At 68.6% G+C, this 26217-nt stretch carries 28 protein-coding genes; 13 read left to right on the top strand and 15 right to left on the bottom strand.

Features of this window, described 5'->3' with window-relative positions; genetic code table 11:
* Positions 1-2: 2 nt before the first annotated feature.
* Complete coding sequence (locus PA27867_RS06635) at positions 3-1430, bottom strand: DHA2 family efflux MFS transporter permease subunit (protein WP_066594628.1); 1428 nt, start codon at positions 1428-1430, stop codon at positions 3-5.
* Positions 1427-1990, bottom strand: a complete 564-nt coding sequence (locus tag PA27867_RS06630; protein ID WP_066594625.1) for a PadR family transcriptional regulator — start codon at positions 1988-1990, stop codon at positions 1427-1429. Before PA27867_RS06630 ends, PA27867_RS06635 begins: the two co-directional genes overlap by 4 nt.
* An 86-nt stretch (positions 1991-2076) precedes the next feature.
* Between PA27867_RS06630 and ppk2 the strand changes: the two genes are divergently transcribed.
* Genes ppk2 through PA27867_RS06615 form a run of 3 tightly spaced genes read left to right on the top strand, consistent with a single transcriptional unit; the run spans position 2077 to position 6241 of the window.
* Complete coding sequence (gene ppk2 / locus PA27867_RS06625; RefSeq protein ID WP_066594623.1) at positions 2077-2904, top strand: polyphosphate kinase 2; 828 nt, start codon at positions 2077-2079, stop codon at positions 2902-2904.
* 35 nt (positions 2905-2939) lie between these two features.
* A complete protein-coding gene (locus PA27867_RS06620) occupies positions 2940-5663 on the top strand; it encodes a cation-translocating P-type ATPase (RefSeq protein WP_066594621.1) in 2724 nt (907 codons plus the stop codon).
* 35 nt (positions 5664-5698) lie between these two features.
* Positions 5699-6241, top strand: a complete 543-nt coding sequence (locus tag PA27867_RS06615; RefSeq protein WP_066594619.1) for a flavodoxin domain-containing protein — start codon at positions 5699-5701, stop codon at positions 6239-6241.
* A 49-nt stretch (positions 6242-6290) separates the two neighbouring features.
* Here the strand turns inward: PA27867_RS06615 and arfB are convergent, their stop codons facing one another.
* The 4 genes from arfB to PA27867_RS06595 all read right to left on the bottom strand — a co-directional run bounded on the left by arfB (position 6291) and on the right by PA27867_RS06595 (position 8824).
* Positions 6291-6713, bottom strand: coding sequence for an alternative ribosome rescue aminoacyl-tRNA hydrolase ArfB (gene arfB, locus PA27867_RS06610; RefSeq protein ID WP_066594617.1), 423 nt, complete (start codon positions 6711-6713; stop codon positions 6291-6293).
* A gap of 81 nt (positions 6714-6794) precedes the next feature.
* The gene (locus PA27867_RS06605; RefSeq protein ID WP_066594615.1) at positions 6795-7562 is read right to left on the bottom strand and encodes an SCO1664 family protein; all 768 of its coding nucleotides are present in this window, start codon (positions 7560-7562) and stop codon (positions 6795-6797) included.
* On the bottom strand, positions 7562-8107 hold the full coding sequence (locus PA27867_RS06600; protein ID WP_066594614.1) for a DUF3090 domain-containing protein: 546 nt from the start codon (positions 8105-8107) through the stop codon (positions 7562-7564). Before PA27867_RS06600 ends, PA27867_RS06605 begins: the two co-directional genes overlap by 1 nt.
* A gap of 9 nt (positions 8108-8116) precedes the next feature.
* Entirely contained in the window at positions 8117-8824 is a 708-nt protein-coding gene (locus tag PA27867_RS06595) for an MSMEG_4193 family putative phosphomutase (protein WP_066594611.1), read from the bottom strand.
* Positions 8825-8955: 131 nt separating this feature from the next.
* Between PA27867_RS06595 and PA27867_RS20570 the strand changes: the two genes are divergently transcribed.
* The 3 genes from PA27867_RS20570 to PA27867_RS06585 all read left to right on the top strand — a co-directional run bounded on the left by PA27867_RS20570 (position 8956) and on the right by PA27867_RS06585 (position 10819).
* A complete protein-coding gene (locus PA27867_RS20570) occupies positions 8956-9102 on the top strand; it encodes a hypothetical protein (RefSeq protein ID WP_157109144.1) in 147 nt (48 codons plus the stop codon).
* Entirely contained in the window at positions 9099-9530 is a 432-nt protein-coding gene (locus PA27867_RS06590; RefSeq protein ID WP_066594610.1) for a VOC family protein, read from the top strand. Before PA27867_RS20570 ends, PA27867_RS06590 begins: the two co-directional genes overlap by 4 nt.
* A gap of 293 nt (positions 9531-9823) precedes the next feature.
* Positions 9824-10819: a type I glyceraldehyde-3-phosphate dehydrogenase gene (locus PA27867_RS06585; RefSeq protein ID WP_066594608.1), complete on the top strand. Its 996-nt coding sequence runs from the start codon at positions 9824-9826 to the stop codon at positions 10817-10819.
* Positions 10820-10882: 63 nt separating this feature from the next.
* Here the strand turns inward: PA27867_RS06585 and PA27867_RS06580 are convergent, their stop codons facing one another.
* Positions 10883-11629, bottom strand: a complete 747-nt coding sequence (locus PA27867_RS06580; protein ID WP_066594606.1) for an SDR family oxidoreductase — start codon at positions 11627-11629, stop codon at positions 10883-10885.
* A gap of 101 nt (positions 11630-11730) precedes the next feature.
* Here PA27867_RS06580 and PA27867_RS06575 point away from each other — a divergent pair, with 101 nt between their 5' ends.
* Complete coding sequence (locus PA27867_RS06575) at positions 11731-12585, top strand: helix-turn-helix transcriptional regulator (protein WP_066594605.1); 855 nt, start codon at positions 11731-11733, stop codon at positions 12583-12585.
* 6 nt (positions 12586-12591) lie between these two features.
* On the opposite strand, the gene PA27867_RS06570 is transcribed toward PA27867_RS06575, so the two are convergent.
* Together PA27867_RS06570 and PA27867_RS06565 are read right to left on the bottom strand one after the other, a co-directional pair.
* Positions 12592-13206: a hypothetical protein gene (locus PA27867_RS06570; RefSeq protein ID WP_066594604.1), complete on the bottom strand. Its 615-nt coding sequence runs from the start codon at positions 13204-13206 to the stop codon at positions 12592-12594.
* Positions 13207-13299: 93 nt separating this feature from the next.
* Positions 13300-14568: an ammonium transporter gene (locus PA27867_RS06565; RefSeq protein ID WP_066594602.1), complete on the bottom strand. Its 1269-nt coding sequence runs from the start codon at positions 14566-14568 to the stop codon at positions 13300-13302.
* A gap of 196 nt (positions 14569-14764) precedes the next feature.
* Here PA27867_RS06565 and PA27867_RS06560 point away from each other — a divergent pair, with 196 nt between their 5' ends.
* Entirely contained in the window at positions 14765-15460 is a 696-nt protein-coding gene (locus PA27867_RS06560; RefSeq protein WP_066594601.1) for a DNA alkylation repair protein, read from the top strand.
* A gap of 72 nt (positions 15461-15532) precedes the next feature.
* Positions 15533-15910 carry a hypothetical protein gene (locus PA27867_RS06555; protein WP_066594600.1) on the top strand — a complete coding sequence of 126 codons (378 nt, stop codon included), beginning with the start codon at positions 15533-15535 and terminating at the stop codon, positions 15908-15910.
* A gap of 13 nt (positions 15911-15923) precedes the next feature.
* Here the strand turns inward: PA27867_RS06555 and PA27867_RS06550 are convergent, their stop codons facing one another.
* Both PA27867_RS06550 and PA27867_RS06545 read right to left on the bottom strand, forming a co-directional pair.
* Positions 15924-17636 carry an ABC1 kinase family protein gene (locus tag PA27867_RS06550; RefSeq protein ID WP_066594599.1) on the bottom strand — a complete coding sequence of 571 codons (1713 nt, stop codon included), beginning with the start codon at positions 17634-17636 and terminating at the stop codon, positions 15924-15926.
* A gap of 3 nt (positions 17637-17639) precedes the next feature.
* Positions 17640-18185, bottom strand: coding sequence for a PadR family transcriptional regulator (locus tag PA27867_RS06545; protein WP_066594598.1), 546 nt, complete (start codon positions 18183-18185; stop codon positions 17640-17642).
* A 132-nt stretch (positions 18186-18317) separates the two neighbouring features.
* Here PA27867_RS06545 and PA27867_RS06540 point away from each other — a divergent pair, with 132 nt between their 5' ends.
* Positions 18318-18941 carry a LysE family transporter gene (locus tag PA27867_RS06540; protein WP_066594595.1) on the top strand — a complete coding sequence of 208 codons (624 nt, stop codon included), beginning with the start codon at positions 18318-18320 and terminating at the stop codon, positions 18939-18941.
* Positions 18942-18979: 38 nt separating this feature from the next.
* Positions 18980-19888 carry a methyltransferase family protein gene (locus PA27867_RS06535; RefSeq protein ID WP_066594593.1) on the top strand — a complete coding sequence of 303 codons (909 nt, stop codon included), beginning with the start codon at positions 18980-18982 and terminating at the stop codon, positions 19886-19888.
* Here the strand turns inward: PA27867_RS06535 and PA27867_RS06530 are convergent.
* Both PA27867_RS06530 and PA27867_RS06525 read right to left on the bottom strand, forming a co-directional pair.
* A complete protein-coding gene (locus PA27867_RS06530) occupies positions 19885-20247 on the bottom strand; it encodes a VOC family protein (RefSeq protein ID WP_066594591.1) in 363 nt (120 codons plus the stop codon). The genes PA27867_RS06535 and PA27867_RS06530 overlap by 4 nt on opposite strands.
* A 52-nt stretch (positions 20248-20299) precedes the next feature.
* On the bottom strand, positions 20300-20695 hold the full coding sequence (locus PA27867_RS06525) for a glyoxalase (RefSeq protein ID WP_066594588.1): 396 nt from the start codon (positions 20693-20695) through the stop codon (positions 20300-20302).
* A gap of 95 nt (positions 20696-20790) precedes the next feature.
* On the opposite strand from PA27867_RS06525, the gene PA27867_RS06520 reads away from it, so the two are divergent.
* Both PA27867_RS06520 and PA27867_RS06515 read left to right on the top strand, forming a co-directional pair.
* Positions 20791-21684, top strand: a complete 894-nt coding sequence (locus tag PA27867_RS06520) for a DUF808 domain-containing protein (RefSeq protein ID WP_066594586.1) — start codon at positions 20791-20793, stop codon at positions 21682-21684.
* Positions 21685-21739: 55 nt separating this feature from the next.
* Complete coding sequence (locus PA27867_RS06515; protein WP_066594584.1) at positions 21740-22789, top strand: LacI family DNA-binding transcriptional regulator; 1050 nt, start codon at positions 21740-21742, stop codon at positions 22787-22789.
* A gap of 2 nt (positions 22790-22791) precedes the next feature.
* Here the strand turns inward: PA27867_RS06515 and PA27867_RS06510 are convergent, their stop codons facing one another.
* Entirely contained in the window at positions 22792-24471 is a 1680-nt protein-coding gene (locus tag PA27867_RS06510; RefSeq protein ID WP_066594582.1) for a glycoside hydrolase family 32 protein, read from the bottom strand.
* 114 nt (positions 24472-24585) lie between these two features.
* A complete protein-coding gene (locus PA27867_RS06505) occupies positions 24586-26178 on the bottom strand; it encodes a glycoside hydrolase family 68 protein (protein WP_066594580.1) in 1593 nt (530 codons plus the stop codon).
* Between the last annotated feature and the right edge of the window lie 39 nt (positions 26179-26217).

Genomic DNA, 26217 nt, shown 5'->3' with positions numbered 1-26217 from the left:
GGCTACTCCCCCACGGTGCTCACGAGCGGCACCTGCCCCTTGGCCGGTTCGGTCAGCCAGACCGACACGATCGCGCCCACCACTGCCAGACCGATGAGCACCCAGCCCACCACGTGGAAGGAATCGATGGTGGCCGCGAGCGTGGTGCCGCCGGCCACGAGGGAGCCGAGGATGCTCACTCCGATCGAGCCGCCCAGCCGCTGAGTGATGTTGAAGAGGGTGTTGCCGTCGGCGAGCTGGTCCTCCGGCAGCGGCGCGAGCATGGCCACGAGCAGCGGGGTGGTGACGAAGCCGATGGCGATCGCGCGGCCCGAAAGCATCAGCGCGGTGCCCCACAGCGGTGTGTCCTGCTCCAGGAAGAGCAGGAAGACGCTGGAGATCGCCAGCACCACGAAGCCGAACGCCACGAGCATCCGCAGCGGGATGCGTGCGGAGAGTTTCTGCCCCACGACGGTTCCGACGCCCATGATGATGCCCTGCGGCAGCAGTGCCAGCCCGGTCTCCACCGCGGAGTACCCCTGCACGGACTGGGTGAAGATCGGCATCAGGAACACGGTGCCGAACGCGATCACCGAGCAGAGCACCTGCAGCAGCAGGGCCGACGCCGAGTTCTTGTGCCGGATCATCTGCACGTCCACGGCCGGATGCGCGTGCCGCAGCGCCCAGAACGTGTACAGCACCAGCAGCACCAGGCCACCGGCGAGCGGCAGGTAGGAGATCGGGCTGTCCCAGCCCTCTGACGTGCCCTCGGTGGCCCCGAGCAGCGCGGCAGTGAGACCCACCGCGAGCAGGGCGAAGCCCACCGGGTCGAACCGGATGCCGGAGTTCGGCGCCGCCCCGATTCCCTTCGGGATGCGCACCAGCAGCAACAGGCCGATGATGCCGACGGGCACATTGACGAGGAAGATCCAGCGCCAGCCGCCGGCGCCGATGAGGAGGCCGCCCAGGGTGGGGCCAAGGGCCGGGGCCAGGAAGAGCACCAGCGCGGCGGAGATCGGGATCTTGCCGCCGCCGATGCCGTCCTTGCCGAGCAGGATGCTCAACGCCAGCGGCACCAGCGGCGCCCCGACAAAGCCCTGCAATGCACGGGCCGCGATGAGGAACTCGATGTTCGGCGCGATCGCACAGCCGGCCGACACCACGACGAACAGGATCATGCTCACCGTGTAGACCCGCATGGTGCCGAACCGCTTGGCCAGATAGGCGGTGACCGAGAGGGAGACGCCCAGGGCGAGGAGGTAACCGCTGACCACCCACTGCACGGCCTTGAGATCGGCGCCGAGCTCGGTGGCGATGTCGGGCACCGCCACGTTGACGATGCTGGAGTCGATCATGCTCAGCAACGGCCCGATCAGCAGGCCGTAACGGGCGACCGCGCCGAGCGGGCTCGAGGTGCCGCGAGTGCGTGCGGCGGAGCGGGTGGTGGTCATCGGGTGCCTTCGGTGTCGGGGTTGCCGGACGGAGTCGTGGGGGTGGGCACGCGCATCCCGCGCAGTTCGTCCACCCAGCGGCGTTCGGTCTCGAGGGTCGCCACGAGATGCTCCATGGCGAGTGACCGCCAGGCGCCGGTGGGCGAGGCAACCGCGTCGGCCAGAACGGCGTGCGCTTGCTCGAGCCGCGCATCCAGGGCCGCCGCACGGGCGTCGAGGATGCTCTGCCGGGCGGCGGGAGTGATCTCGGCGAAGAAGTTCAGCCGGGCCAGGAACTCCTCCTCGTTTCCGGCGAGCGCGGCCGGGAGAGTGGAGATGAGCTCGGTGAGCAGGACCCGGCCGTGATCGGTGATGGCGTAGATGGTGCGCGCGGGCCGGCCTTCCTGGGCCTCGTGCACGCTCGAGACGGCACCGGACTCCTCGAACCGGCGCAGGATCGGGTACAGCGAGTTGTTGCTCAGCCGGGTGGTGGTGGGGCGCTGCACCCGTTGCTTGAGCTCGTAACCGTGCACCGGACCGGCCCGCAGGTTGCTGAGAATGAGGATGTCGAGAAGCGCCATGTCGTCCACTATGACATAGGTCAAACTGGACTAGGTGCGTTGACCGCCCGGCTGAGCCGGGCAACACTGTGCAGCGTGGACCACCAATGGGGGTGGTTGACGAGGAGGTGCCCGTGGGCGACAAGAAGAACGCCGGCAGCGACAAGATGCGACGCAAGGACTACGAGGCCGAGCTGGCCATCCTGCAGGGTCGGCTCGTGTCCATGCAGGAGTGGGTGAAGCGCAGCGGCGCCAAGGTCTGCATCGTCTTCGAGGGTCGCGACACCGCCGGCAAGGGCGGCACGATCAAGCGCATCGTGGAGCGGGTCAGCCCCCGGGTGTTCCGGGTGGTGGCGCTGCCCTCCCCCACCGAGCGGGAGAAGACCCAGATGTATATCCAGCGTTACCTGGCACATTTCCCCGCCGCCGGCGAGGTCGTCATCTTCGACCGCAGCTGGTACAACCGGGCCGGCGTGGAACGCGTGATGGGCTTCTGCACGCCGCAGCAGACCGAGGACTTTCTGCGGATGGCGCCGCTGGTCGAGCGGGCCATGGTCGACTCCGGAATCATCCTCCTCAAGTACTGGCTCGAGGTCAGTGAGGACGAGCAGACCCGGCGTCTGGAGAGCCGGATCAACGATCCCCGCAAGACCTGGAAACTCTCCGCGATGGACATCGAGTCCTACGGACGCTGGTACGACTACTCCCGGGCCAGGGACGCCATGTTCCAGGCCACGGATGTGGGCGCCGCACCCTGGTACATCGCCCACACCGACGACAAGAAACGTGGCCGCCTCAACATCATCAGTCACTTGCTCAGCCAGGTGCCCTACGAAGCCGAGCCGACGCCCGACGTGAAACTGCCGCACCGGCAGAAACCCGGCGACTACCAGGAGCCCACCCTCACCCTGCGGCAGATCCCCACCCCGTTCTAGGCCGCATCCGCTCTCTGACGCCCGAGGAGGACACCATGACCGACAAAGCCCGAACCATGCCGGCGGCGCCGACCGTGAGTTGGTTCGCGGTGCCGGGCGCGGAGGCGGCGGAGCGGTTGGGGGTGCGCCCGGACGAGGGGCTCAGCAGTGCGGAGGCGCAGCAGCGCCTGAAGCAGTACGGGTCGAATGTGCTCGCCGAGGTGAAGCCCGAATCCGTGTGGACCAAGTTCTTCAAGCACTACCGGGACTACATGCAGATCGTGCTGGTGGGCGCCGCCTTGGTCAGCCTGCTCATCGGCGAGTTCCGCACGGCCGTGGGGCTGACCGTGCTCACGCTCTTCAACGCCTGGCTCGGCTACCGGCAGGAGAACAAGGCCGAGGCGGCCGCGGCGTCGCTGGGCAGCATGATGAAGGCCGTGGCCAAGGTGCGGCGCGACGGCGATGTCACCGAGGTACCCGCCGATCAGCTCGTGCCCGGCGACATCGTGGTGGTGGATGCCGGCGACCGGGTACCGGCCGACGGCCGGGTTCTCGTCGCGGCCACTCTGCAGGTCGAGGAGGGCGCCCTCACCGGCGAGAGTGTGGCGGTGGAGAAGGACAGCGCGGTCATCGATCGGCCGGATGTCGCGCTCGGCGACCGGGTCAACCTGGTCTTCATGAACACCAACGTCACCCGGGGGCACGGCGAGATCCTCGTCACCACCACCGGAATGGGCTCCGAGGTGGGGCACATCGCCAACCTGCTCGCCGAGCAGACCGTGGAGAAGACCCCGCTGACCAAGCAGGTCGACCGGCTCACCCTGTTCATCATCTTCGCGGCCCTGTTCGCGTTCCTGGTGATCGTGATCACGGGCCTGATCCAGGGCGAGTCGTTCACGGTGCTGTTCGGCATCGGGGTGGCGCTCGCCGTGGGCTCGATCCCCGACGCCCTGCCCGCGGTGGTCACCACGATCCTCAGCGTGGGGTCGGTGAACATGGCTAAGAAGAACGCCATCATGAAGGTGCTGCCCGCGGTCGAGACCCTCGGCTCCACCTCGGCGATCAACTCCGACAAGACCGGCACCCTCACCCTCAACCAGATGACGGTGCGGGAGATCAGCACCGTGCAGCACCGCTACACCGTCACCGGAGAGGGCTACGACTTCGACGGGCAGGTGCAGCGCACGGTCGGCGACGCCGAACGCGACCTGGACTACGTGATGTTCTCCTGCGCCCTGTGCAACGACTCCGACATCCAGAACGGCCAGGTGATCGGCGACCCCACCGAGGCGGCGCTCTACGTGCTCGCGCAGAAGGGCGGCGTCGATGTGCGGGAGTTCCGCCGCAGTCACCCGCGGGTGGCGTCTGTGCCGTTCGACTCCGACTACAAGTTCATGGCCACTTTCCACCGGATGCCCGGCTCCGATGGCAGCCCGGTCATCCGGGCCTACGTGAAGGGGGCGCCGGATGTGCTCCTGGCCCGGTCGACGAGCGGCCGGATGCCCGGCGGCCGGGGCGCGCCGCTCACCGAGGAGGGGCGCGGCCTGGTGCTCGCCGAGAACGAGCGCATCGCCAGCCAGGGCCGCCGCGTGCTGGCCCTGGCGCAGCGGGAGTTCGACCCGGCCACCTTCGACCCCATGGGCGACCTGATGGCCCTGATGCAGAACCTGGAGCTGTGCGCACTGATCGGGGAGGTCGACCCTCCCCGTGCTGAGGCCGTCGCCGCGATCGCCGAGGCCAAGCGTGCGGGCATCCGGGTGCGGATGATCACCGGCGACCACGCCGTGACGGCGGCGGCGATCGCCACCGAGCTGGGCATCCCGGGTGACGCGGTGACCGGAGCGGAATTCGCCGCCATGAGCGACGCCGAGGCGGACAACCGGGTCGAGTCGATCGGCGTGATCGCCCGCGTGGCGCCCGAGCACAAGGTACGCCTGGTGGAGGTGCTGCGCCGCCGCGGCAACATCGTGGCCATGACCGGGGACGGCGTGAACGACGCGCCCGCCATCGCTGCGGCTGACATCGGCATCGCCATGGGTATCACCGGCACCGATGTGGCCAAGGGGGCGGCCAAGATGATCCTGGCCGACGACAACTTCGCCACCATCATCGCTGCGGTGGGAGAGGGCCGCCTGGTCTACGACAACCTGCAGAAGTTCATCCGTATCCAGGTCGCCAACCTGTTCATGTTCATCCTCGCGTTCATCGGGTCGTCGCTGTTCGCCATCGCCGGCACCGCACTTCTCAGCCCCGCCCAGGTGCTCTGGATCCATCTGGCCGTCGTCGCGCCGATCGGCGCCGTGATGGGCCTGGACCTCTCCACCCCGGGCATCATGGACAAGAAACCCCGCCCGTTCAACCAGCCGATCATCGTGCGCTCCATGATGATCCGCCTGCTCATCACGGGCCTGTACATGGCCGCGGCCGCCCTGGTGCTGGTGCAGATCGGCAAGACCAGCTACGACTCCCTGGTGCTCGGCCAGACCATGGCGCTGGTGGCGCTCAGTCTCATGAACATCGCCGTGGCACTCAACCTGCGCTACCCCACCGAGAGCGCGTTCGGCCCGTCCACCCTCGCCAACCCCAAGCTGCTCTGGGCGTTCGCCTGGGCCGTCGTCGGCTCGCTGCTGATCACCCAGATCCGGGTGCTGCAGGATGCGTTCGCCACCGTCGCCCTCACCGGTGCGCAATGGCTGCTCTGCCTGGCACCCGCCGTGCTGCTCCTACTGCTCGGCGAGCTGGGCAAGCTCATCATCCGGGCCCGCCGCCCGCGCCCCTAGCATCCACCCCAGCAGGCACAACCCAGGAGGAAATCATGACGGTACTCGTCGGATATTCGAGCAAGTACGGCGCCACCGAGGGCATCGCCGAGCGCATCGCCGCCGCCCTGCAATCGGCAGGCGTCGACGCGGAAGTGCACCCGGTTCGAGATGTGCACGACCCGTCCCGCTTCGACGCGTTCGTGATCGGCGCATCCGCGTACATGGGGTCGTGGCGCAAGGACGCCACCCGGTTCGTGCAGCACCACCGGGACCTGCTAGCCCAACGACCCCTGTGGCTGTTCAGCAGCGGCCCGCTCGGCACCGAGAAGACGGATGACCAGGGTCGCGACATGCTGACCCAGGCGGTGCCGAAGCAGTTCGCCGAGTTCACGGACTCCCTCACGCCGCGGGGCACGCAGGTGTTCTACGGGGCGATGAACATCGCCGGGCTCCGCGGCCGGGACCGGCTGGTCAGCAAGATGCCGGCCGTGGAGAAGATCCTGCCGGACGGCGACTTCCGGGACTGGTCGGCCATCGACGCCTGGGCGAACACCATCGCCCAAGACCTGTCCCCCAGTTCGCGAACCGTGAGCTAACCCCCGAAAATCCCGGGGCTTTGCTCACAGTTCGCGGATGTGGACGGGGCTACTCGGCGGCGGGGCGGCGGCGGTTCTGCTTGGTGGCCGAGCGCTGCTGCTTCGCGGCGAGGTGACGCCGCCCAGAGCCACGGGTGGGCTTGGTCGCCCGGCGGCTGGGCCCGTCCGGCGCCAGCGCTGCGTCCACGAGCTCGGCGAGCTTCACCAACGCGATCTCCCGGTTGCGCAGCTGGGAGCGCTGCTCGGAGGCGGCGATGGTGACCACCCCGCCGACCAGACGCCGGTCCAGGCGGTCGAGCAGCAGCATCCGCTGGTCGTCGGTGAGCACGTCTGACTCGGCGATGTTCCAGGACACCTGCACCCGACTGTCCGAGGTGTTCACGTGCTGGCCGCCGGGGCCCGACGACCGGGAAAACCGCCAACCGAGTTCCGTCGCCGGAATCGTCAGCGTGGGCGACACCTCGAGATCCATGTGTCTAGCGTGACACGAACCGGCGTCGGCCGGTGCCAGCGGGCGTCAGAGCATCCACCCGGACCCGGTGCAGGCGGCAGGTCAGAACAGCGGCCAGGGCACCGCAGGCATCTCGCCCTCCGGTTCGGGGAAGCGGGCACGGGTGCGCAACCGGTCGCAGCGGGCGGCCAGGGCGGCCAGCTCGGCCGGGGTGAGCAGGCCGGCCAGGATGTCGCCGAGGTCGCCGTCCAGGGCCGCGCTGACCCGGTCGATGCCGGCGAGTTCGTCGGCGCTGAGCTCGTCGCCGATCCAGCCCCAGAGCACGGTGCGTAGCTTGTGGTCGGTGTGGAAGGTAAGACCGTGGTCGACGCCGTGCCGGTGCCCGTCGCTCATCGGCAGGATGTGCGCACCCTTGCGGTCGGCGTTGTTCACCACGATGTCAAAGACGGCCATCCGGCGCAGCGCCGTCGTGTCTTCGTGGATGAGCGAGACCAGCCGGTCGTTTTCGTCCCGGCCCTCGAGCACCCGGCGCCAATCGTCGGGCACGGCGTCGGACGACACAAGGTCGACGGCGTCCTGCTCAGGATCGGCGTCCTGCCACAGCTGCACCATGCCCGGACCCATCGGTCCGTCGCGGAGCCAGGTGCGCGGCACGACGTTCCAGCCGAACGTCTGCGAGACCAGGTAGGCCGCCACCTCGCGGCTGGCCAGGTCGCCATCGGGGAAGTCCCAGAGCGGGCTCTCCCCGGCCACGGGTTTGTACACCACGGCGACTCCGTCGATGGTGCCGAAGAAGGTGGCGTTGGACGCCGTCGTGATCCGGCCGGTGAGGTCGAGGGCACCGGCGAGCAGATCGTCCTCCGGCGGCATCAGTCGCCGGGCAGCGGGCAGATATGACCGTCGGGGTCGATCGGGTTGCCACAGAGCGGGCACATGGGCCGGCCGGCACCCACGACCTCGCGGGTGCGTTTGGCGAACGCGCGGGCGGTTCCCACAGGCATCCGCACCATCAGGGTCTCCCCCGGTTCGAGAGCCTCCGGGTCGAGTTCGGGGGTGCCCTCGTCGTCGAACCGGTACGCCTCGAGCACGATCTGCACCGTCGACGGGTCCCAGCCCAGGCTCATGGCGGCCGTGCGGAACTCTTCCTCAACAGGCTGCTCCAGCGGATCGTTGTCGACAAGTTCGACCGGGGTGCTGGTGGGGATGCTGAACGGGTTGCCCTCGTGGGCCATCAGCTGGTCGAGGATCTCGTCGATCTTCTCGGCGACCAGTGCCGACTGCTGTTTCTCCAGCGCGATGCTGACGATGCGCGGCCCGGTGCGCACCTGCAGGTAGAAGGTGCGGAAGCCGGGCGGACCGACCGTACCGATGACGACCCGATCCGGCCAGGCGAACTCATGGACGATTGTAGGCATGGAGATATTTTAGGCGCGTGAGGCCGGCGGCGTCTGGTGTCCGGCCCCGCCGCCGACCGGCGCGTCGCCCGCGGACGTGCTCGCGGCCAGCCAGGAGAGGTCGCCGGCATCCGTGTTGGTGGCGATCACGCTCGGCCGGTTGGCGCCGTACCGCACGATCGAGACGGATGCCGGGCCCACGTTGATGCGCTGGAACAGGTCCAGGTGCATACCCAGTGCGTCGGCCAGGATCGACTTGATGATGTCGCCGTGACTCACCGCCACCCACACCGCGCCGGGGCCGTGCTCGGCCTCGAAGGCCGCGTCGAGGCGGCGGATCGCGGCGACCGAGCGGGACTGCATGGTGGCCATCGCCTCGCCGTTGGGGAAGGTGACGGCGGAGGGCTGCGTCTGCACCACCGACCACAGTTTCTCGGTGGAGAGATCGCTGAGCGAGCGGCCCTGCCAGTCGCCGTAGTCGCACTCCGTGAGGTCGTCCTCCACAGGCGTCACGGGAGTTCCGGTCTGCTCGTTGAGAATCCACTCCGCGGTCTCCCGGCAGCGCTCCAGCGGACTGGACACCACACCCACGACCGGCACCACGGCCAGCCGGGTCCCGGTCAGGCGCGCCTGCTCCCTCCCGATGTCGTCGAGCAGCACTCCGGCGGTGCGGCCGGCCAGCATGCCGGTGGCGTTGGCGGTGGTGCGTCCGTGCCGCACGAGGATGACTGTGGCCATGGGTACAGCCTAGACAGCGCTCCTGGCCCATCCGCACCCGGCGGTCTCTCGACCCGCACACCGTGCGGAACGGGCCCACCGGCGGCGCGTAGAATCCGGTAGCGAACCCTCCGATGGAAGAGGTGACGACCTTGACAGTCACAGAACGACGACAGTGCGGCCCGCGACCGCAGACGCTCGCGCGCCGCAAGGAGATCCTGCAGGCTGCCGTCGAGAACCTCGGAAGCAAGGGCTACACCGCCCCCAAGCCCTCGGTTCTGGCAACGGAGGCCCCGTGAACCAGAACGTGCACGTCATCACCTTCGCCACGGCGGACCTGGCCGCGGCGCGGAGCTTCTACTCCACGGCGCTGGGCTGGACTCCACTGGTCGATGTGCCGGGCGAGATCATCTTCTACCAGGTCGCCCCCGGCACGGTGCTCGGCCTCTTCGACGCCGAGAAGTTCAACCGGGACCTCGCCACCGGAACTGACCACTCCGTCGTATCGGGCGTGACCCTCTCGCACAACGTCGGGGGTCCAGACGAGGTGCACGCCGTGGTCACGGCGATGACCGCCGCGGGCGGCCGGGTGATCAAGGCCCCGCAGGACGGTGCGTTCGGCGGCATCTTCCACGCCCACGTGCAGGACCCCAACGGCATCATCTGGGAGATCGCACACAACCCCGGCTGGCACGTCGCGGCAGACGGAGCCGTCAGCTTCGGCTGAATGGCCGGGCACGGCCGTGAGCGGACGGGTGCCCGATCCGGGCATGGATCCGCAGGCTTACGTGATCGCCCCCCAGGTAAAGCCGTGGCCGCGGCAAGTGGACTGGTGTAGGTCCCGGCCGACCCTCCCGAACGTTCACGACAGTTTTCATTGACAGCGCCCGGAACCGGCCAGAGGATGAGCGACGATGACGTCGCGTGTCCCGTGGCCGGTCCGCGACGCCGCAGATTGACCGCCGGGTCGTGTCCCGACGAATCGGCCGGTACTCCATTCCCTGACGAAAGGCACACACCATGACCAACATTGCCATCTACGGTTTCGGGCGCATCGGGCGCCAGCTGCTGCGCAGCGCCGTGCGCAACGACCTCTTCTTTCCGACCGTCGTGTGCGACATCGCACCGGCCGGCACCCTCGCGGCCCTGCTCGAGGTCGACACCAACTACGGTCGCTGGCCGGGAGTCGCCTCCGAGGACGACGCGTCCATCTCCATCGACGGCCGGAAGATCAGCTACGTGAATTCCCGGGAGGCCCTGCCCGACTGGCGCGCCCTGGGCGTCGACCTGGTCATCGACTGCAGCGGCCGCGGCGTCACCCGGGAAGCGGCGACCCGCCACCTGGAGAACGGCGCGACGCGGGTGCTGATCAGCGGCCCGAGTAAGACCGCCGCCGACTGCGACGCGGTGCTGCTGCCGGGCATCAACCTCGACGACTTCGACGCCGACACCCACAAGATCATCAGCATGGCCAGCTGCACCACGAACGCCCTCGCGGCGGTCGTGAAGGTTCTGCTGGAGAACACCGGCATCAAGTACGGTGTCTTCTCGACCGTGCACGCGTACACGAACACGCAGTCGCTGACCGACCAGCCCATGGCGAGCCGGCGCGATTCCTGGGCGGGCGCGGAGAACATCATCCCGTCCTCCTCCGGTGCCGCCAAGGCGCTGGGCTTCATCTGGCCCGACCTCAAGATCACCGGGAAGGCCTACCGCGTGCCGGTGCGCACCGGAAGCATCGTGGAACTCAACGTGCTGCCGGACCGCGAGATCTCCACCGAAGCGCTCCGCGACCTGTTCCGGGCTGCCGCGACGACCGGCCCGTTGGCCGGCATCCTCGACGTCTTCGAGGACGAGTGGACCTCCGCGCGGATCGTGGGCGACCCGCACTCCTCGATCGTGGATCTGCCGCTCACCCAGTCGTTCAACGGCATGGTCTCCGTCGCCGCCTGGTACGACAACGAGGCCGGCTTCTCCATGCGGCTTGCCGAGACGGCGGCACGCCTGGCCCGGTAAGGTCCGGGTCGCGCCGGACCGGCCAGGCGGGTGCCGATCACCCCCGCCTGGCCGTCGGCCCGGCTACGCGGCCGAGTTGAGCGCGGCGACGGCGGCCGGGTAACGCCCCTCCACCTCGGCGAAGCGGAGGAACTTCACGGTGTCGACCAGGATCTCCCGCGCATCCGGCTGGGACTCCAGCAAGCCCATGACCTCGTCGGCGAAGGCGTCGAGAGGCATGAAGTGGGCGTTCGCCGAGTTGCCGGCCATGAGTTCGGTCTGTACCGCCGGCGGCACCAGCTCGATGACCTGCACCGAGGTGCCCGCGAGTTGCAGACGGACGGACTCGCTGTACCGGTGGATGAAGGCCTTCGTCCCGTTGTACGTGGGGGTGTACGCGAGCGGCGTGTGGGCGAGACCCGAGGAGACCGTCATCAGGGTGGCGTGCGGCCGGGTTTGCAGGTGGTCGATGAAGGCCGCGATCAAACGCAACGGTCCATTGATGTTGGTGTCGACGATGCGCTCGGCCTCCGCCAAGAAGGTCCCGCCCCGCACGTCTTCAGCGTTCATTACCCCGGCCATGGCCACGAGCACGTTCAGGTCGGGATGCTGGGCCAGCACCTGGTCGCGGGCGGCGAGCACCGAGGCCGGGTCGGTGGTGTCGATGCTGACACTGGCGAGTCCGTGCTCGGCGGCGAGGCGCTCCAGCACGTCGGTGCGGCGGCCGCCGATCACGACGGTGTTGCCGGCCGCCTGCAAGCGCAGGGCTAGGGCGAGTCCGATGCCCGACGTGGCGCCGGGAATGAAGATGGTGTTTCCGGTGATGTTCATGAGTCGAGTGTGCGGCGCGGGCGCCGTGGGCGGGAGAGGAGCCGTTGTCGTAGGACTGCCGGTCCCTGTCCTGCCCGGCGCCGATGACGGATGATGGAGGCATGGATCAACCAGCCCTCGCCGCGTTTCTCCGCACCCGCCGCGCCGGGCTGCGCCCCGAAGACGTGGGGCTCTCCACCGGAGCACGACGGCTGGTACCGGGGTTGCGCCGCGAAGAGGTCGCCGCACTGGCCGGGATGTCCGCGGACTACTACGTGCGGATGGAGCAGGCGCGCAGCCCACAACCCTCCGAGCAGATGCTGTCAGCGCTGGCCCGGGCCATCCGGCTCAGCAGCGACGAGCGCGACTACCTGTACCGGCTGGCCGGGCACAATGTGCCCGCGCGCACCCCGCAGGACAACCACGTCTCCCCCGCGCTGCTGCGGGTGTTCGACCGGCTCGAGCACACCCCGGCCCTCATCCTCTCCAGCCTGGGCGAGACCCTGGCGCAGAACCGGCTGGGTGCGGCGCTGCTCGGCGATCACTCCCGGCACACCGGGCTGGCCCGGAGCAGCGTCTACCGCTGGTTCACGGAGCCCGCCGAGCGGGAGATCTATCCGGTTGCCGACCGGCACCGGCAGGGCAGGGCCCAGACGTCCAGTCTCCGGGTGGCGCTGGGAGCCGCCGGGCCGCGCTCCCGCGCCGGCGTGTTGGTGCGGGAACTGCACAAGGTGAGCCCCGAGTTCACCGAGATTTGGGAGCTGCACGAGGTCGCGACCCGGTTCGAGGATCACAAGACCCTGATTCACGCCGAGTTGGGCCCGATCGACCTGGATTGCCAGGCCCTGTTCACCGAGGACCAGGGGCAGGCCCTGCTCATCCTCACGGCGGCTCCGCGCAGCGAGGCGGCAGAGAAACTGGAGCTCCTGGCTGTGCTCGGTCAGCAGACGTTCAGCCCGGCGCACGACTCCCGCTGAGGAGGGTCACGGCGTCTCGGCGACCGCCACCGTCGAGTCATCCAACGATAGGATCACGAGTCTCGCGTGCCCGTCTACGACCGGCCGGGGTGCTCCCGGCGCCACGATCAGCGCCGACTCGCTCGGGACGGCGTCTCCGGCGAGATCGAGAGCGCCCTCCAGCACGATGACCGCCCGGGTGTCGGCCGGGAGACTGGCCGTCCCGGAGAGCGTGTCGAAGCTGAAGGTGGGGTCCGGCCCGTCGCTGACGAAGGTGAGGACGAGCACCCGGCTCGCCCCCGCCATGCGCAACCGCGGCCGGCGGAAGACGGTGGTCGGTGAGCGAACGAGCATCGCCTGGTCGCGGCGCAACGGCAGCTGACGCTTCACGGGGCCGGCCAGCACCTGCGGGCCGGACATCCCCACCGCGAGCTGGTGCATATGGGACGGGGCGCGCAGGGTGGCGGTGGGGCCACGCAGCTCCAGCAGCTTCAACTGCCAGATGAAGTCGAGCCCCGGTACCGACGCGGTCCAGATCTCTCTCGTACCGCCCTCGCCCTCCTCGAGCGGTAGGCGTGGCAGGCGGCCGAAATGCACGATCTGGTGCGGATGCGGCGGCTGGGATGCGCTGGTCGTAGTCATTTCACTCGATCGGCGTGCTCCGCTGGGATCACGGCCGGGAAAACGGCTGTGCAGGGCGGTCATCCGCCCTGCACAGCTCGATGGTGGTGGTGGTCAGGCCTGACGGTCGGCGAGGACGTAGCCCTCTTCGCCGTGCACGACGGTGTCGATGCCGGCGATCTCGTCTTCGTTCTTGACGCGGAAGCCGACGGTCTTCTCGATCGCGAAGCCGATGACGTAGGCGAGCACGAAGGAGTAGATCAGCACGGAGAACGCGGCGATGGCCTGCACCAGCAGCTGGGTACCGTCACCGCCGACGAAGAGGCCGGTGCCGTTGGCGAAGAAGCCCAGGTACAGGGTTCCGAGCAAACCGCCGACGAGGTGAATGCCCACGACGTCGAGCGAGTCGTCGAAGCCGAGCTTGAACTTCAGCTCGATCGCCAGGGCGCAGACGGCGCCGGCGAGAAGGCCGAGCAGGATGGCCCAGATCGGCTGCAGCGAGGCGCAGGCCGGGGTGATCGCGACGAGGCCGGCGACGGCACCGGAGGCGGCACCGACGGAGGTCGGCTTGCCGTCCTTGATCTTCTCCACAACGAGCCAGGCAAGCAGGGCGGCGGCCGGGGCGGCGATCGTGTTGACGAAGGCCAGCGCGGCGGTGCCGTCGGCGGCGAGCTCGGAGCCGGCGTTGAAGCCGAACCAGCCGAACCAGAGCAGGCCGGCGCCGAGCAGCACGAACGGCGGGTTGTGCGGAACGCTGACGCCCTTCTGGAAGCCGACTCGTTTGCCGAGGACCAGGGCCAGGGCCAGGGCGGCCGCACCGGCGTTGATGTGCACGGCGGTTCCACCGGCGAAGTCGATCGCGCCGACGCCGAACCACTCCTGCATGCCGTAGGTGATCCAGCCGCCGTAAGCGAAGCTGCCGTCGTCGGCGAGGCCGAAGTTGAACACCCAGCTGGCCACGGGGAAGTAGACGACGGTCGCCCAGATGGTGGCGAAGATCATCCAGGAGCCGAACTTGGCCCGGTCGGCGATCGCACCGGAGACCAGGGCCACCGTGATGATGGCGAAGGTGGCCTGGAAGGCGACGAACGCGAGCGGCGGGTAGGCGGCGCCCTCTGGCACCTCGACCAGGCTGGACAGGCCCAGCGCCGACGAGTCGATCGACCAGGGGAAGATGAGTCCTTCAGACCCCGGGAATGCGATCGCGTAGCCGTACAGCACCCAGAGCACTCCGATGAGACCCATCGCGCCGAAGCTCAGCATCATCATGCTGATGACGCTCTTGGCTTTGACGAGTCCGCCGTAGAAGAACGCGAGTCCCGGCGTCATGAGCAAGACGAGAGCAGCACATATGAGGAGGAAAGCTGTATTACCTTGATCCATTTCGAAGGACCTCTCTGCAAGAGACGCTGGGCGTAGCGTCGGATACGCCACAGCTTGGCCCGCGTTCGTTTCGTCTGACTGGCTGTTTTGTTTCCGGCATGTTTCGAGATGGGCCCGTTGGGTAAACAACATGTGACACCACCGCTCGCACGGCCGTCCTAGGCTGGATTGCACACACGAGCGACAGGAGACGGCGATGGCTCAGGTGACTGCCGGCACGACCACCGACGACGTGCTGGGTGAGGTGCTGGCCGAGTTGGCGCAGCTTGACGACCCGAAGGTCCGTGCGGTGAACGCCAATCACGGCGACGACCACGGCGTGAATCTCACCCGGTTGCGCGGGGTCGCCAAGCGCCTCAAGACCCAACCGGAGCTGGCCCGCGACCTGTGGGCGACCGGCGACACCGCCGCGCGACTGCTGGCGGTGCTCATCTGCCGGCCGAAGGCGTTCGAGCAGGGCGAGCTGGACGGCATGCTGCGCGACGCGGGAACGCCCAAGGTGCAGGACTGGCTGGTCAACTACGTCGTGAAGAAGAACCCGCACGTGGAAGCCCTGCGGGTGCTCTGGTTCGACGACGGCGACCCGGTGGTCGCGAGCGCCGGCTGGGCCCTCACCACGGACCGGGTGGCGAAGACTCCCGACGGCCTCGACCTGCCCGGGCTACTCGACCGCATCGAGGCCGAGATGAAGGATGCCCCGGACCGCCTGCAATGGGCGATGAACCACTGCCTGGCCCAGATCGGCATCGAACACGCTGAGTATCGTGCCCGGGCCCTGGCCATCGGCGAACGCCTGCAGGTGCTCAAGGACTACCCGACTCCCCCGGGCTGCACCTCGCCGTACGCACCGATCTGGATCACCGAGATGGTGAGCCGGCAGCAGCCCCAGTAGCCGCCCCGCCAGCCCGCCGCGGATGCCGGTGGGCCGTAGCCAGCCGTGGCGAACGGGCGTACCGTTCGGCCCATGGCAAACCTCATCGAGAAACTGGCGGAATCAGTGCCCTCCTGGGGCGCGAAATTGGCGTACGGCGAGAAGACCACGGTGGGTGGGCAGGAACTCGTTCCCGTCGCACTCGTCGGCTTCGGTTTCGGCGCCGGCGAGGGCTCCAGCGAGATGCCCGAGGGCGGCATCGGCCCGGCGGGCATGAGCGTCGGCGAGGGGCGCGGCGGCGGCGGCGGCGGCTACTCGGTGCCGATCGGAGCGTACGTCAACGGACGGAACGGACTGATGTTCCGGCCCAATCTGATCGCACTGCTGGTGGTGGCGGTGCCCGTGGTGACCGCCGGCGGGTTGGCGTTGGCACAGATCATCCGTGCAGTGCGCGGTGGCGCCCCGAGCTGAGCCAGCACGGTCGTCAGCGACCGACGCGCCCCGAGAAGAGGGCGTGCAACAGGGGCAGGACCGACCCGATCATCAGCACGGCGCCGAGCACGGCGTCGTCGGCGCGGAGAACCGCCCCGGCGATGAGCAGCGCCCCGAACAGCAGCGCCGAGACCGCCCGCGTCACGGTGCGTTCGAGCCGGACGACGCGCCGCTCCAGGCCCGGACTCGACACCGCCACGGTGCCGTCTTCGAACCGGGTGACGAGGCCGTCCAGCCGTTTGGGCAGTCGCCAGGCGATCCCGGCGTTCTCCAGGGCCTGCTTGCCGAAGTCCTGCACCACGTTGCCACCCTCGTCGCGGATCAACTGCGACGCGTAGGGCTCCACCGAGTCCCAGAGGTTGAACGCGGGGTTGAGCGAGCTGCACACCCCGGAGGTGAGCGACATGGCGCGGATGATGAGCAGGAAGTTCTCGGGCAGCTGGAACGGCAAAGCCCGCACGACGTCACCGAACTGGATCGCGAAGTCGCGGAACTCCCGCGGGTCCACCTCGCGCAGCTCCGCGAAGCCCATGCCACCGAACCGGGCGAAGAGCTGTTTCATCGCCTTCTCCAGCTCGGTCGTCTCCGCCGAGGGCAGCAACACGCCCAGGTCGCGGGCGGCATTGACCATGCCGCTGCCGTCGCGCGAGGCGGCGGCGATGAGCATCTTCCGCAGGCCCGCCCGGGTGGTCGGCGGCACCTCCCCCATCATGCCGAAGTCGATGAAGGTGAGTTTCCACCCGCGACCGCTCGGGTCATCCGGCACCGGGGTGACGAAGATGTTGCCCGGGTGCGGGTCGGCGTGGAAGAAGCCGCTGCTGAACAGCTGGTCGAACATCACCGCGGCGAAGACCGGGGCCACGTCGTTCGGGTCGATCCCGGCGAGCGCGAGCGCATCGGTGTCGGTGATCTTGATCGCTGTCACGTCCTCGAGGGTGAGCACCCGCCGGGTGGACCGTTCCCAGACCACGTCGGGCACACTCACCCGGTCGTCGCCCGCAAATTCCTCCGCAAAGCGCACCGAGCTGGCCGCCTCGTGCAGGTAGTCGATCTCCTCGAGGCTGGTCTGGGCGAACTCCTCCACCAGGGCGGGCGCATCCACCCGGTCGGACACGAGCCGCACGTGGCTGAGCCAGCCGCCCACCTTGCGCAGCGCCGCCAGGTCCACGTCGACGATCGTGTCGATGCCGGGCCTCTGCACCTTGATCACCACGCCATGCAGGCCGGTGTCGGCGGCGTCGAGCGGTGCGAGCGTGGCGCGATGCGCTTGGCCGAGGGATGCCGCGGCCACCGGGGTCTCATCCACCCAGGAGAACGCCCGCTCCAGCGTCATGCCCAGCTCGGCCTCGGCGAGAACCCGGATCGCCGCGAACGGCACCGGCGGTACCTCGTCCTGCAGCCCCTCGAGCTCGGAGGTGATCTCCGGCGGCAGCACGTCCAGGCGCGACGACAGGAACTGGCCGACCTTGATCATCAGCCCGCCCAGGTCCACCGCGAGCACGTGGAAACGCTGAGCGAAGCGGGTCATCCGTTTCGCCCGGGTGCGCTCGGCGACCTTCGCCAGCCCGATGCGGGGCAGCAGCAACTCGTAGAACCAGGTGACAGCCAGATTCCAGCCGGCGAAGCGCAGGATGCGACGGTACCGGGCCCGGGTGTCCCCCGCGCCGGGATTCACGCTCGGTGAATCCCGACGAACCGATGGCACCCGTCAGTCCTGGGCGAGGATCGAGTAAATCCGCCGACGTGCTTCGTCGATAGCGGCCACGGCCTGCTTGATCTGCTCCGGCGACCCGGTGCGGCCCACCTGCGCGGCGGCCTGGGCCAGCTCGATGCCGGCCTTGGGCAGGGCGGTGAACTTGGCGTCCTCGGTCGCGCCCTCCGGCGCCCACGGCGTCGATCCGGCCGAACCGGCGACCTCCTCGCGGCCCGCGTCTGTGAGGGAGTAGGTCTTGCGACCGTTGGACTCCTCGGCGCTGATGAGCCCCTCGTCAGCCAGCAGCTGCAGGGTCGGGTAGACGGAGCCGGCGCTGGGCTTCCAGGTTCCGCCGCTGCGCTCCTCGATCTCGTGGATGATCTGGTAGCCGTGCATCGGCTGCTCGGCGAGCAGGCTCAGCACCGCTTCGCGCACGTCGCCGCGGCCCATGCGGGTGCCGACGCGCTTCTCGAACTTGGAGCGCAACTGCTCCATCGCCTGCCACATGCCATCGGCGTTCATGCCGGCGCCGAACCCACTGCTGGGAAAGGAAGTGCCCATGATGATCTCCTTCGTGAATCGCTAACGATACTCAACGATATAGTCTGGCGGGGCCGATCGACAGGGCAAACGGGAGCCCAGGGCCGGACTCTCAGCGAACTCCCGCACTCGCCCGGAAACTAGGATGAGCGGATGCAGTTTTCCCTCTGGGTGGCCCTGGTCGGCGCGGGCACCCTGATCAGTTTCACGCCGGGCGCCGGGGCCATCAACACCATGAGCAACGCCCTCAATGCCGGGTTCCGCCGGTCCATTTGGGGCATCCTCGGCCAGCAGGCCGCGTTGCTCATCCACATCGTGATCGTGGCACTGGGGGTCGGCCTGCTCGTGGCCAGTTCGCCGCTCGCGTTCAACGTCATCCGCTACGCGGGCGCCGCCTACCTCGTCTATCTGGGCATCCGGCAGTTCCTGGCCACACCCGACCTCGACGCCGAGCAGGTCCGGGCCCTGAGCCATGAGCCGCGCTGGTCGATGTTCCGGCGCGGGCTGTGGGTGAACATGCTCAACCCCAAGGCCATCGTGTTCTTCCTCGCGTTCCTGCCCCAGTTCATCCGCGTCGACCGCCCCCTGCCGGCGCAGTACCTGATCGTGGCCGGCACGGTCGTGGTGATCGACATTCTCGTGATGTGGTTCTTCTTCGCCGGCACAGCGCGCTCGTTCCAGCGCTTCACCCGCGACGCCCGAGGCCAACAGGCGCTGAACCGTGTCTTCGGGGTGCTCTTCGTGGCCGTCGGCGTGCTGCTCGCGGTCATCCACTGATCCCCCGGGGCGCCATGCAGCACCGTTAGGGTGAGCAGATGGGGTGGGGACGCACGTATTTCGCCGGACAAGCGATCGCCGGAGCGCTCTGGTGGGTGGCGGTCTTCGCCTCCCCCGCCGTGCGCGAGATGACGCTCGGGGCCCTCAACCCCGTTGCCGTCGCCGTCCTCGACATCCCCCTCTTCGTCGTGGCGTCGGCGCTGGCCGCGGCGGGCGTGCGCGGGGCCGCGATTGTGAGCACCGGCTGGACCGTCCTGGTCGCCGTCAGCCTGGCCGGATACGCCACCGTCACCGCGGAGGCCGGCTGGGGTGTCGTCGCCATGGTGGCCGCGAGCGCGGGATCGATCGTCGCGCTCTGCCTCGTGTTGCTCGGCCGGATCCCCACGGAATGGCTTCTCCGCGGTCCGTTCGCTTTTCGCCCGGCGAACGCTCGGCCGTCCCATGCCGCCCACCTGGCCGCCACCTTCGGTCAGATCGCCGTCTTCTGGGCGCTCTTCCTCGCCGTGATTCCGTTTGTCGCTGCGTCCCTCGAGCAGCGCTGGGCGATCGCGCTGCCGTTCCCGGCCGTCGCCGGCGCCATCGGCGGTGTCGTGCTCGTGGCCGCGAGCCTGCTGGGGATCTGGTCGGCACTGGTCATGTCGACGCTCGGCAACGGCACCCCGTTGCCCGCGGCGATGCCCACCACCCTTGTGATCGCCGGCCCGTACCGGTGGGTGCGCAACCCGATGGCCGTCGCCAGCATCGTGCAGGGGGTGGCCGTCGGCCTGATCCTGTCGTCCTGGGTGGTCGTCGTCTACGCAATCATCGGTGCGGTGCTCTGGAACTACGCCATCCGGCCACACGAAGAGGCCGACCTCGAGCGCCGGTTCGGCGCCGACTTCCGGCGTTACCGGGAGTCGGTGCGGTGCTGGATCCCACGCCTGCCGGTCGCGGCGTCCCTGACTTAGTCCGGCGAGCCGGGCCGGGCCGAGAGCACGCAGAACTCGTTGCCCTCGGGGTCGGTGAGCACCACCCAGGACACGTCGTCCTGGCCGATCTCCGCTCGCCTGGCGCCCATTGCGACCAAGCGGTCCACCTCAGCGGCCTGATCGTCGGGCACGAAGTCGAGGTGCAGCCGGTTCTTCACGGTCTTCTCGTCGGGTACGGCGACGAACAACACGGTCGGATGCGCCCCCTCCGCGGGTGCGATCTCCAGCTCGTCGTCGCTCTCATGCAGCAGGGCCCAGCCCAGGGCATCCCGCCACCACAACCCGAGCGTTCGAGGGTCACGGCTGTCTACGACGACTTCTTCCCACTTCAGCGACATGCGCCATAGAGTAGCGCCGACACGGCTCGCTACGCCAGCGACACGGGCGCGTTCACGATTCGTATCCGATCAACCAAAGCAACCCGTGGCGGTCGACGACCTGGCCATCGGAGGCACCCCAGGGTTTCGGTGCGAGGGGATCGACGACGGATCCGCCAACCGCGAGTTTGTCGAACCACTCGTGCAGAACGGCCGGGTCGGCTGCCCCCAATAGCGAGAGTCTGACTCCTTCCATCCGAACGCCCGCCTCCCCCTCTGCCGCGTCCGATCCGGCAAGCCCCACCGGGCCGCTCAGCACTCCGTGGGCGATCGAATCCGGCGGGCCGTCGGTCCGGCAGAACTCTCCATAGGTGTGCAGCTGGAGATCTCCGCCGAACACGTCCGCGTAGAAGACCAACGCCTCACGCGCGGTGCCGGGAAAGGTCACGTAGAGCTGCGGCGCTGTCATAGGCCAAGCCTACAAAAAACCGCACCCGCCGGGCTGTACTGTAGACCCCATTGCCGTCGCCGAATCAGGACGACGACCCACCCGAGGAGAACCACATGTCGGTCGGCCTGCTCGCCGTTGTCGATGACATTCTGACCGCCGCCCTCAAGGCCAGTGCGAAGACGGCCGGAGTCGTCATCGACGACGCGGCCGTCACCCCGCAGTACGTGCAGGGCTTGACGCCGGCGCGTGAGCTGCACGTCGTGGGGCGCATCGCCCTGGGCAGCCTATTCAACAAGTTCATCATCATCATCCCGCTCGCCCTCCTACTCTCCGCGTTCGCCCCCGGGGTGCTGCCATTCCTGTTGATCCTCGGCGGCGGCTACCTCTGCTTCGAGGGGGCGGAGAAGGTGACCGAGTGGTTCGGTGTGCACCACGCCGCGGCCGAGACCGACTCACGGGACGAGAAGAAGCTGGTGTTCGGCGCCATCCGCACCGACCTCATCCTGAGCACCGAGATCATGCTCATCGCCTTGGCGAGCCTCGATCCCGACTTCGGCATCTGGATGACGCTCGGCGCCCTGCTGGTCATCGGACTGGGCATGACCGTGCTCGTTTACGGCGCGGTCGCCCTGCTGGTGAAGATCGACGACATCGGCCTGTCGATGATGAAGAACTCCGCACGCCAGGTGCGCCGCAGCGGTGCGCGAATCGTGGCCGCCATGCCCGCGGTGTTCAAGGTCATCAGTGTCATCGGCACGGTCGCCATGTTGTGGGTGGGCGGTCATCTCGTGATCACGAACCTCGCTGAGACGTTCTGGCACGGACCCTACGATCTGCTGCACAGCGTGACCCACGCGGTGGAGGCCGCCGGCCCTGTCGTGGTCTGGCTCGCCGACACTGCAATGTCTGCGGTGTTCGGGCTCATCCTGGGCATGCTCGTGGTCGGGATCGTTCTCGGCGTCTCGCGGCTGCTCAGGCGAAACCAGCCGGAGAGCGTCGCGCACTAGACGACAGGTCGCCCCGGCCGCTCTCAACGGGCACGCGCCACCCTAGGCTGGGTGAATGGACAGTGGCCGAACGCCGGGAACCCGACGCGCGCGCTTGAGCGACGTCGCTGCGGCCGCCGGCGTCTCCCCCACCACGGTGTCGCACGCGCTCAGCGGTGCCCGCACGGTGAATGCCGCGACCCGGGAGCGGATCCTGTCGGTCGCGCACGACCTCGGCTACGTGCCCGATCGGGTGGCCAGCGGGCTGCGGCGGCGTCGCACGGGCGTGGTCGGCCTCGTCGGCGACAACATCGCGGCGACACCATTCGCCGGGCGCATCATCGAGGGCGCCCGCCAGGCCGGGCTCGACCGAGATGTCCTACTCATGGTCGGTGAGAGCGGCGGCGACCCCCAGATCGAAAGCGACCTCATCGCCCTCTTCCTCGCTCAACGGGTCGACGGTCTTCTCATCGCCCGCATGTACCACCAGCGGGTTCCCCGCCCGGCGGTGCCGGACGACCTGCCGGTCGTTCTGGTTGACGCCGCCCCGGAGATGGGCTGGCAGGTGGACGCGGTCGTGCCCAACGAAGCCCAGATCGCCGCCGTCGCGTGCGAGCGGCTCACCCGGGCCGGACACCGCGACATCGCGTACGTGGGCACCACGGACGAGAGTCGGGCGGCGCACGGCCGCCTGCTCGGCGTGCGCTCGGCGCTCGGTGATGCCGGCATTCCGCTGGGCGATCACCGCGTCGCCTTCTGCTCGTCGGACGCCGCCGGCGGACGACAGGCTGGCGGTGAACTCCTCGACCAGGACGCACCTCCCACGGCGATCATTTGTTTCAACGACCAGATCGCCATGGGCGTGATGCAGGCCGCGGCCCGGCGCGGCATCCCCGTTCCGGAGGGGGTGTCGGTGATGGGCATCGACGACCTGCATCCGGTGGCCGACGCTCTCGACCCCGGCCTCACCACCGTGGCGCTGCCGCATACCGAGATGGGCGCACGGGCGATGACCCGCCTCATCGAACGTATCGAGGGCACCCGGCCGGGCGCCGATCACAGCGTGCAGCAACTGACCGGGTGGCTCGTCGAGCGCGGCTCAGTCGCGGCGCCGCCCGCCTCCTAGGTTCACTCCGTCGCCGGCTCGCGCACGACCGGCGCCACACGCAGCGGCGTCAGCGTCGCATCCGTGAGCTCGACGGCACCGCGGGGAGCGTCCACACGCAGCTGCCGTGGTCCGGGCGAGCCATAGGTCGCCATGGTGAGGGAGGCGTCGCCGTCTCCCGCGAAGACCTCGATCGAGGCCACGTCGACGACGATGTCCAGCCGCACACGTCCGTCCTGTGAGGCGGCGGGTGCCGACCGCACCGCCCGGTATTCCGCGGGCATCTCGGCGGCGATGGCGTCGGCATCCCGTGAGATGAAAGCGAGTTGGCTGTCGAAGTCGTACCCGACGGTGGCGAATCCGCCGTCCGCGCCGAGCACCTGCACGCGCACCTCGCCGGTGCCGTCCGGGGTTCCGACGTCGAGAGTCAGGCGATACGCATCGGATACGGGAGCCGGGAGTTCCGTCGTGCTCCCCGCGTCCAGGCGCAGGGGGTCGATCTGCTCGGGCTCGCCCTCCAGCGTTCGCAGCTCGTCTGCGGGAGACGAGTAGAGCTTCGCCGTGTCACCGTCCGAACCCAGCCGGATGCTGCGCACGAGCGAGTCGGAACCGCCCTGCCAGTCAGCGGTCGGGAAGCGGTCCGCGTAAGCCCAGTTGTTCATCCAGGCGATGCTGTACCGCGAGGTGAGGCGCTCCTGGGCGCTCAGCCGGGTGTCGTCCCACGTGACGGCAGCGTAGTAGTCCGCCCCGTGGTCGAGCCACTGGTGCCCGGTGTCGTCGGCGGTGAACGTTGTGCCGTCCCAGTCGCCGACCCAGTATGTCGTTCCGGTCGTCATCCCCTCGTCGGCGCCGTTCGCGCCGGCGAGCAGCACCCAGCGCACGTCAGTCGGGTCACCGTTGACCGCCATCGGAAAGAGGTCGGGGCACTCCAGCACGCCGAGCCCGGTCGTGACGAAGTCGGAGGCATAGCTCCAGTCGCGCAGGTTGGGCGAGATGTAGAAGCCGATGCGGTCGTGCTCGGCGAGGGCCATCACCCAGTGTCCGGCGTTCTCGTCCCAGAAGACCCGCGGGTCTCGCCAGTCGGCGACTCCGGGGTTGTCCAGCACTGGGTTGCCCTCGTAGGACTCGAACGAGTAGCCGCCGTCCGTGGAGGCGAAGAGTGATTGACGCTGCACGCCGTCGACCTGCTGGGTGACGAGGGCGATGACCGCGCCGGCCCCGAACCCGGCGGTGTTTTCGGCGTCGACGACGGCGGTGCCCGTCCAGATGTCGCCGAGACCGTTGGTGTACTTGTCGATCGCGACGCCCTGGTCTTCCCAGTGCACGAGGTCGGTTGAGGTCGAGTGGTACCACGCGGTGCCGTTCCCGTCGGGGTGATCGGCGTTATAGAGGTAGTAGTAGTGCCACACGCCGTCGAGGAAGAACGGCTTCTGCGGGTCGTTCATCCAGTTCTTCTCGGGCGTCATGTGCACCGCCGGGCGGTGCGGCGACCAGTCGGCCGGGCGCTGGAACGGGCTCGACGCGGCCGGCGCGGACTCGGTCGGGCGCGGGGCGGGATCCGTGCCGCTCCCCCCGGCGACGGAGAGCGTCACTACCGTGGCGGCGACCATCAGTGCGACAACGACGATCGCGGATATCACGAGCGTGCGGCGGCGCGGCTTCCGCCGCGGGGCGGCGGGAGCAGAGGCATCCTGATCGGTCACAGAGAAGTCCTTCGGGTAGGTCGGTGTGCGTCCGCGGAAAGCGGACGCTGTGCCGGGCAGGGTGGGTGCCCCGCGCCGAGACCGGAACGGGGCACCCACGGCCGGCAGGTCGGATCAGCGCAGCGGCTTCACTTGTCCGCCCGGGTTGATGTTGATGTTCGCCGGCACATCGGCCCAGCCGCCGAGCCCGCCGTCTCCGTACGAGTAGTCGACGTTCGTGGTGTCACCTGCGATGTCCATCTTCACGGTCGGTGCGAGCGTGCCGCCCCGCACGAAGTCATCGGGCGAGCCGATGGTGTCGATGAACGACTGCACAAGGCCGCCGGGCATCACGTAGTGCGAGTAGGCCTGGAACGCGCCCGGGTGCTGGTCGGCGTTCGGCGCGAAGGGCTGACCCTGCTGGTAGTTCAGGTTGGTCGGGTTGCCCAGCGCCAGACCGGAACCGTTGAGCGGCTTGAAGTCCGAACGGATGCCGTCGCCGACGAATCCGTAGACACCCTCAGGTCCGTCGATCCCGGCCGCGAACGTGCCACGGTGCGTGATCGTGAACAGGTAGGACTTACCGTCCTTGAAGACGAACTGCGGTCGCTCGGTCTGGTCGGTGACACAGTTCGCCGACAGGATCGGCGGGAGGAACTCCCACTCGGTCAGGTCCTCGTTCGTTGCTTTCGCGAGACCGATATTGGCGATCTGGTACGTCGCTCCGGAGGCGTTGACCTCGTCCGTCGTCTCGGCGAACGGGTCGCCGGCCTGGTAGCCAAGGTCCTCTTCGGTGCAATATGCCTCGTCGCGGGGCATCGCGGTGTTGCCCTCGAAGACCATGTACGTTTCACCGGGGTGGGCCGGGTCCTCGAACGTGAACGGGTCACGGAAGTTGAAGGACGGGTTCTGCTCGCCGGTCTGGTAGTACTCACCGTCGGCCTGCAGCAACTCAGTGACCTTGTTGAAACCGGTCAGCTTCACGTCCTTGCCGGTGGAGTGCACCTTGCCGACGCTGAGCGTGAGACGCGGGTCGTACGGCTTGACGTCCTGACCCTGCGCGTCTCGGTAGAACGCGACGTCGGTGAAGAACAGCTTGACCTCACCGCCCTTGAATACCCGCGCCGAACCGGACCACTGGGTTTGGTGGCTGAACGACTTGTCCTCGAAAATCTGGTCGGTCACGCCTTCGTCGAAGACGAGTCCGCCGTAGGTCCAGCCGCCGTTCTCGGGCCGCTCTTCGGCCGGTACGCCCGTTTCACGGTAGAAGTAGCCGATCTTGGCGTACTGGTGACGTTCGTCGAAGCCCAGGCTGCGGTCGGCGACGAGCGAGAAGATGATCTCCTGGCCCTTCACCGAGTACTGGTTGCCGTCTTCGTCGGTGAGGGGCCAACTGTCCCACACCCACACCTGGTCGTTGGACATGTCGGGGAAGTCCTGCGGCACCTCGGGCATGGTCTGCGACGCCGGCATCGAATTCTCGCGTGGAGGCGTCGTGGGATCGGACACGCGCTGCAGCTGCCGCGCGTCAGCGCGGGTCCACTTCGCGGTGAAGTCATCTTCAGGGGCGTGGGCCTCCTGGGTGTGTGGGGTGGGCTCGGGGCCGTCCTGCAAGGCGGGCAGCGCCGTGGCAGCCGAGGGCAGCCCGAGGAGGGCGGCTGTGGTGAGGGCGACCGTCGTGCCCGCGGCGGCCAAGAGGCGCCGGGGGCTCTTCTGGAGAGAATGCATTGCTGAGTACTCCTTGAAATGAACATGCAAATCGATTTG

The sequence above is a fragment of the Cryobacterium arcticum genome, assembly GCF_001679725.1.
Classification (GTDB): domain Bacteria; phylum Actinomycetota; class Actinomycetes; order Actinomycetales; family Microbacteriaceae; genus Cryobacterium; species Cryobacterium arcticum_A.
Note: the sequence above shows the minus strand (reverse complement) of the source record. Positions and strands in the feature narration are given on the sequence as shown.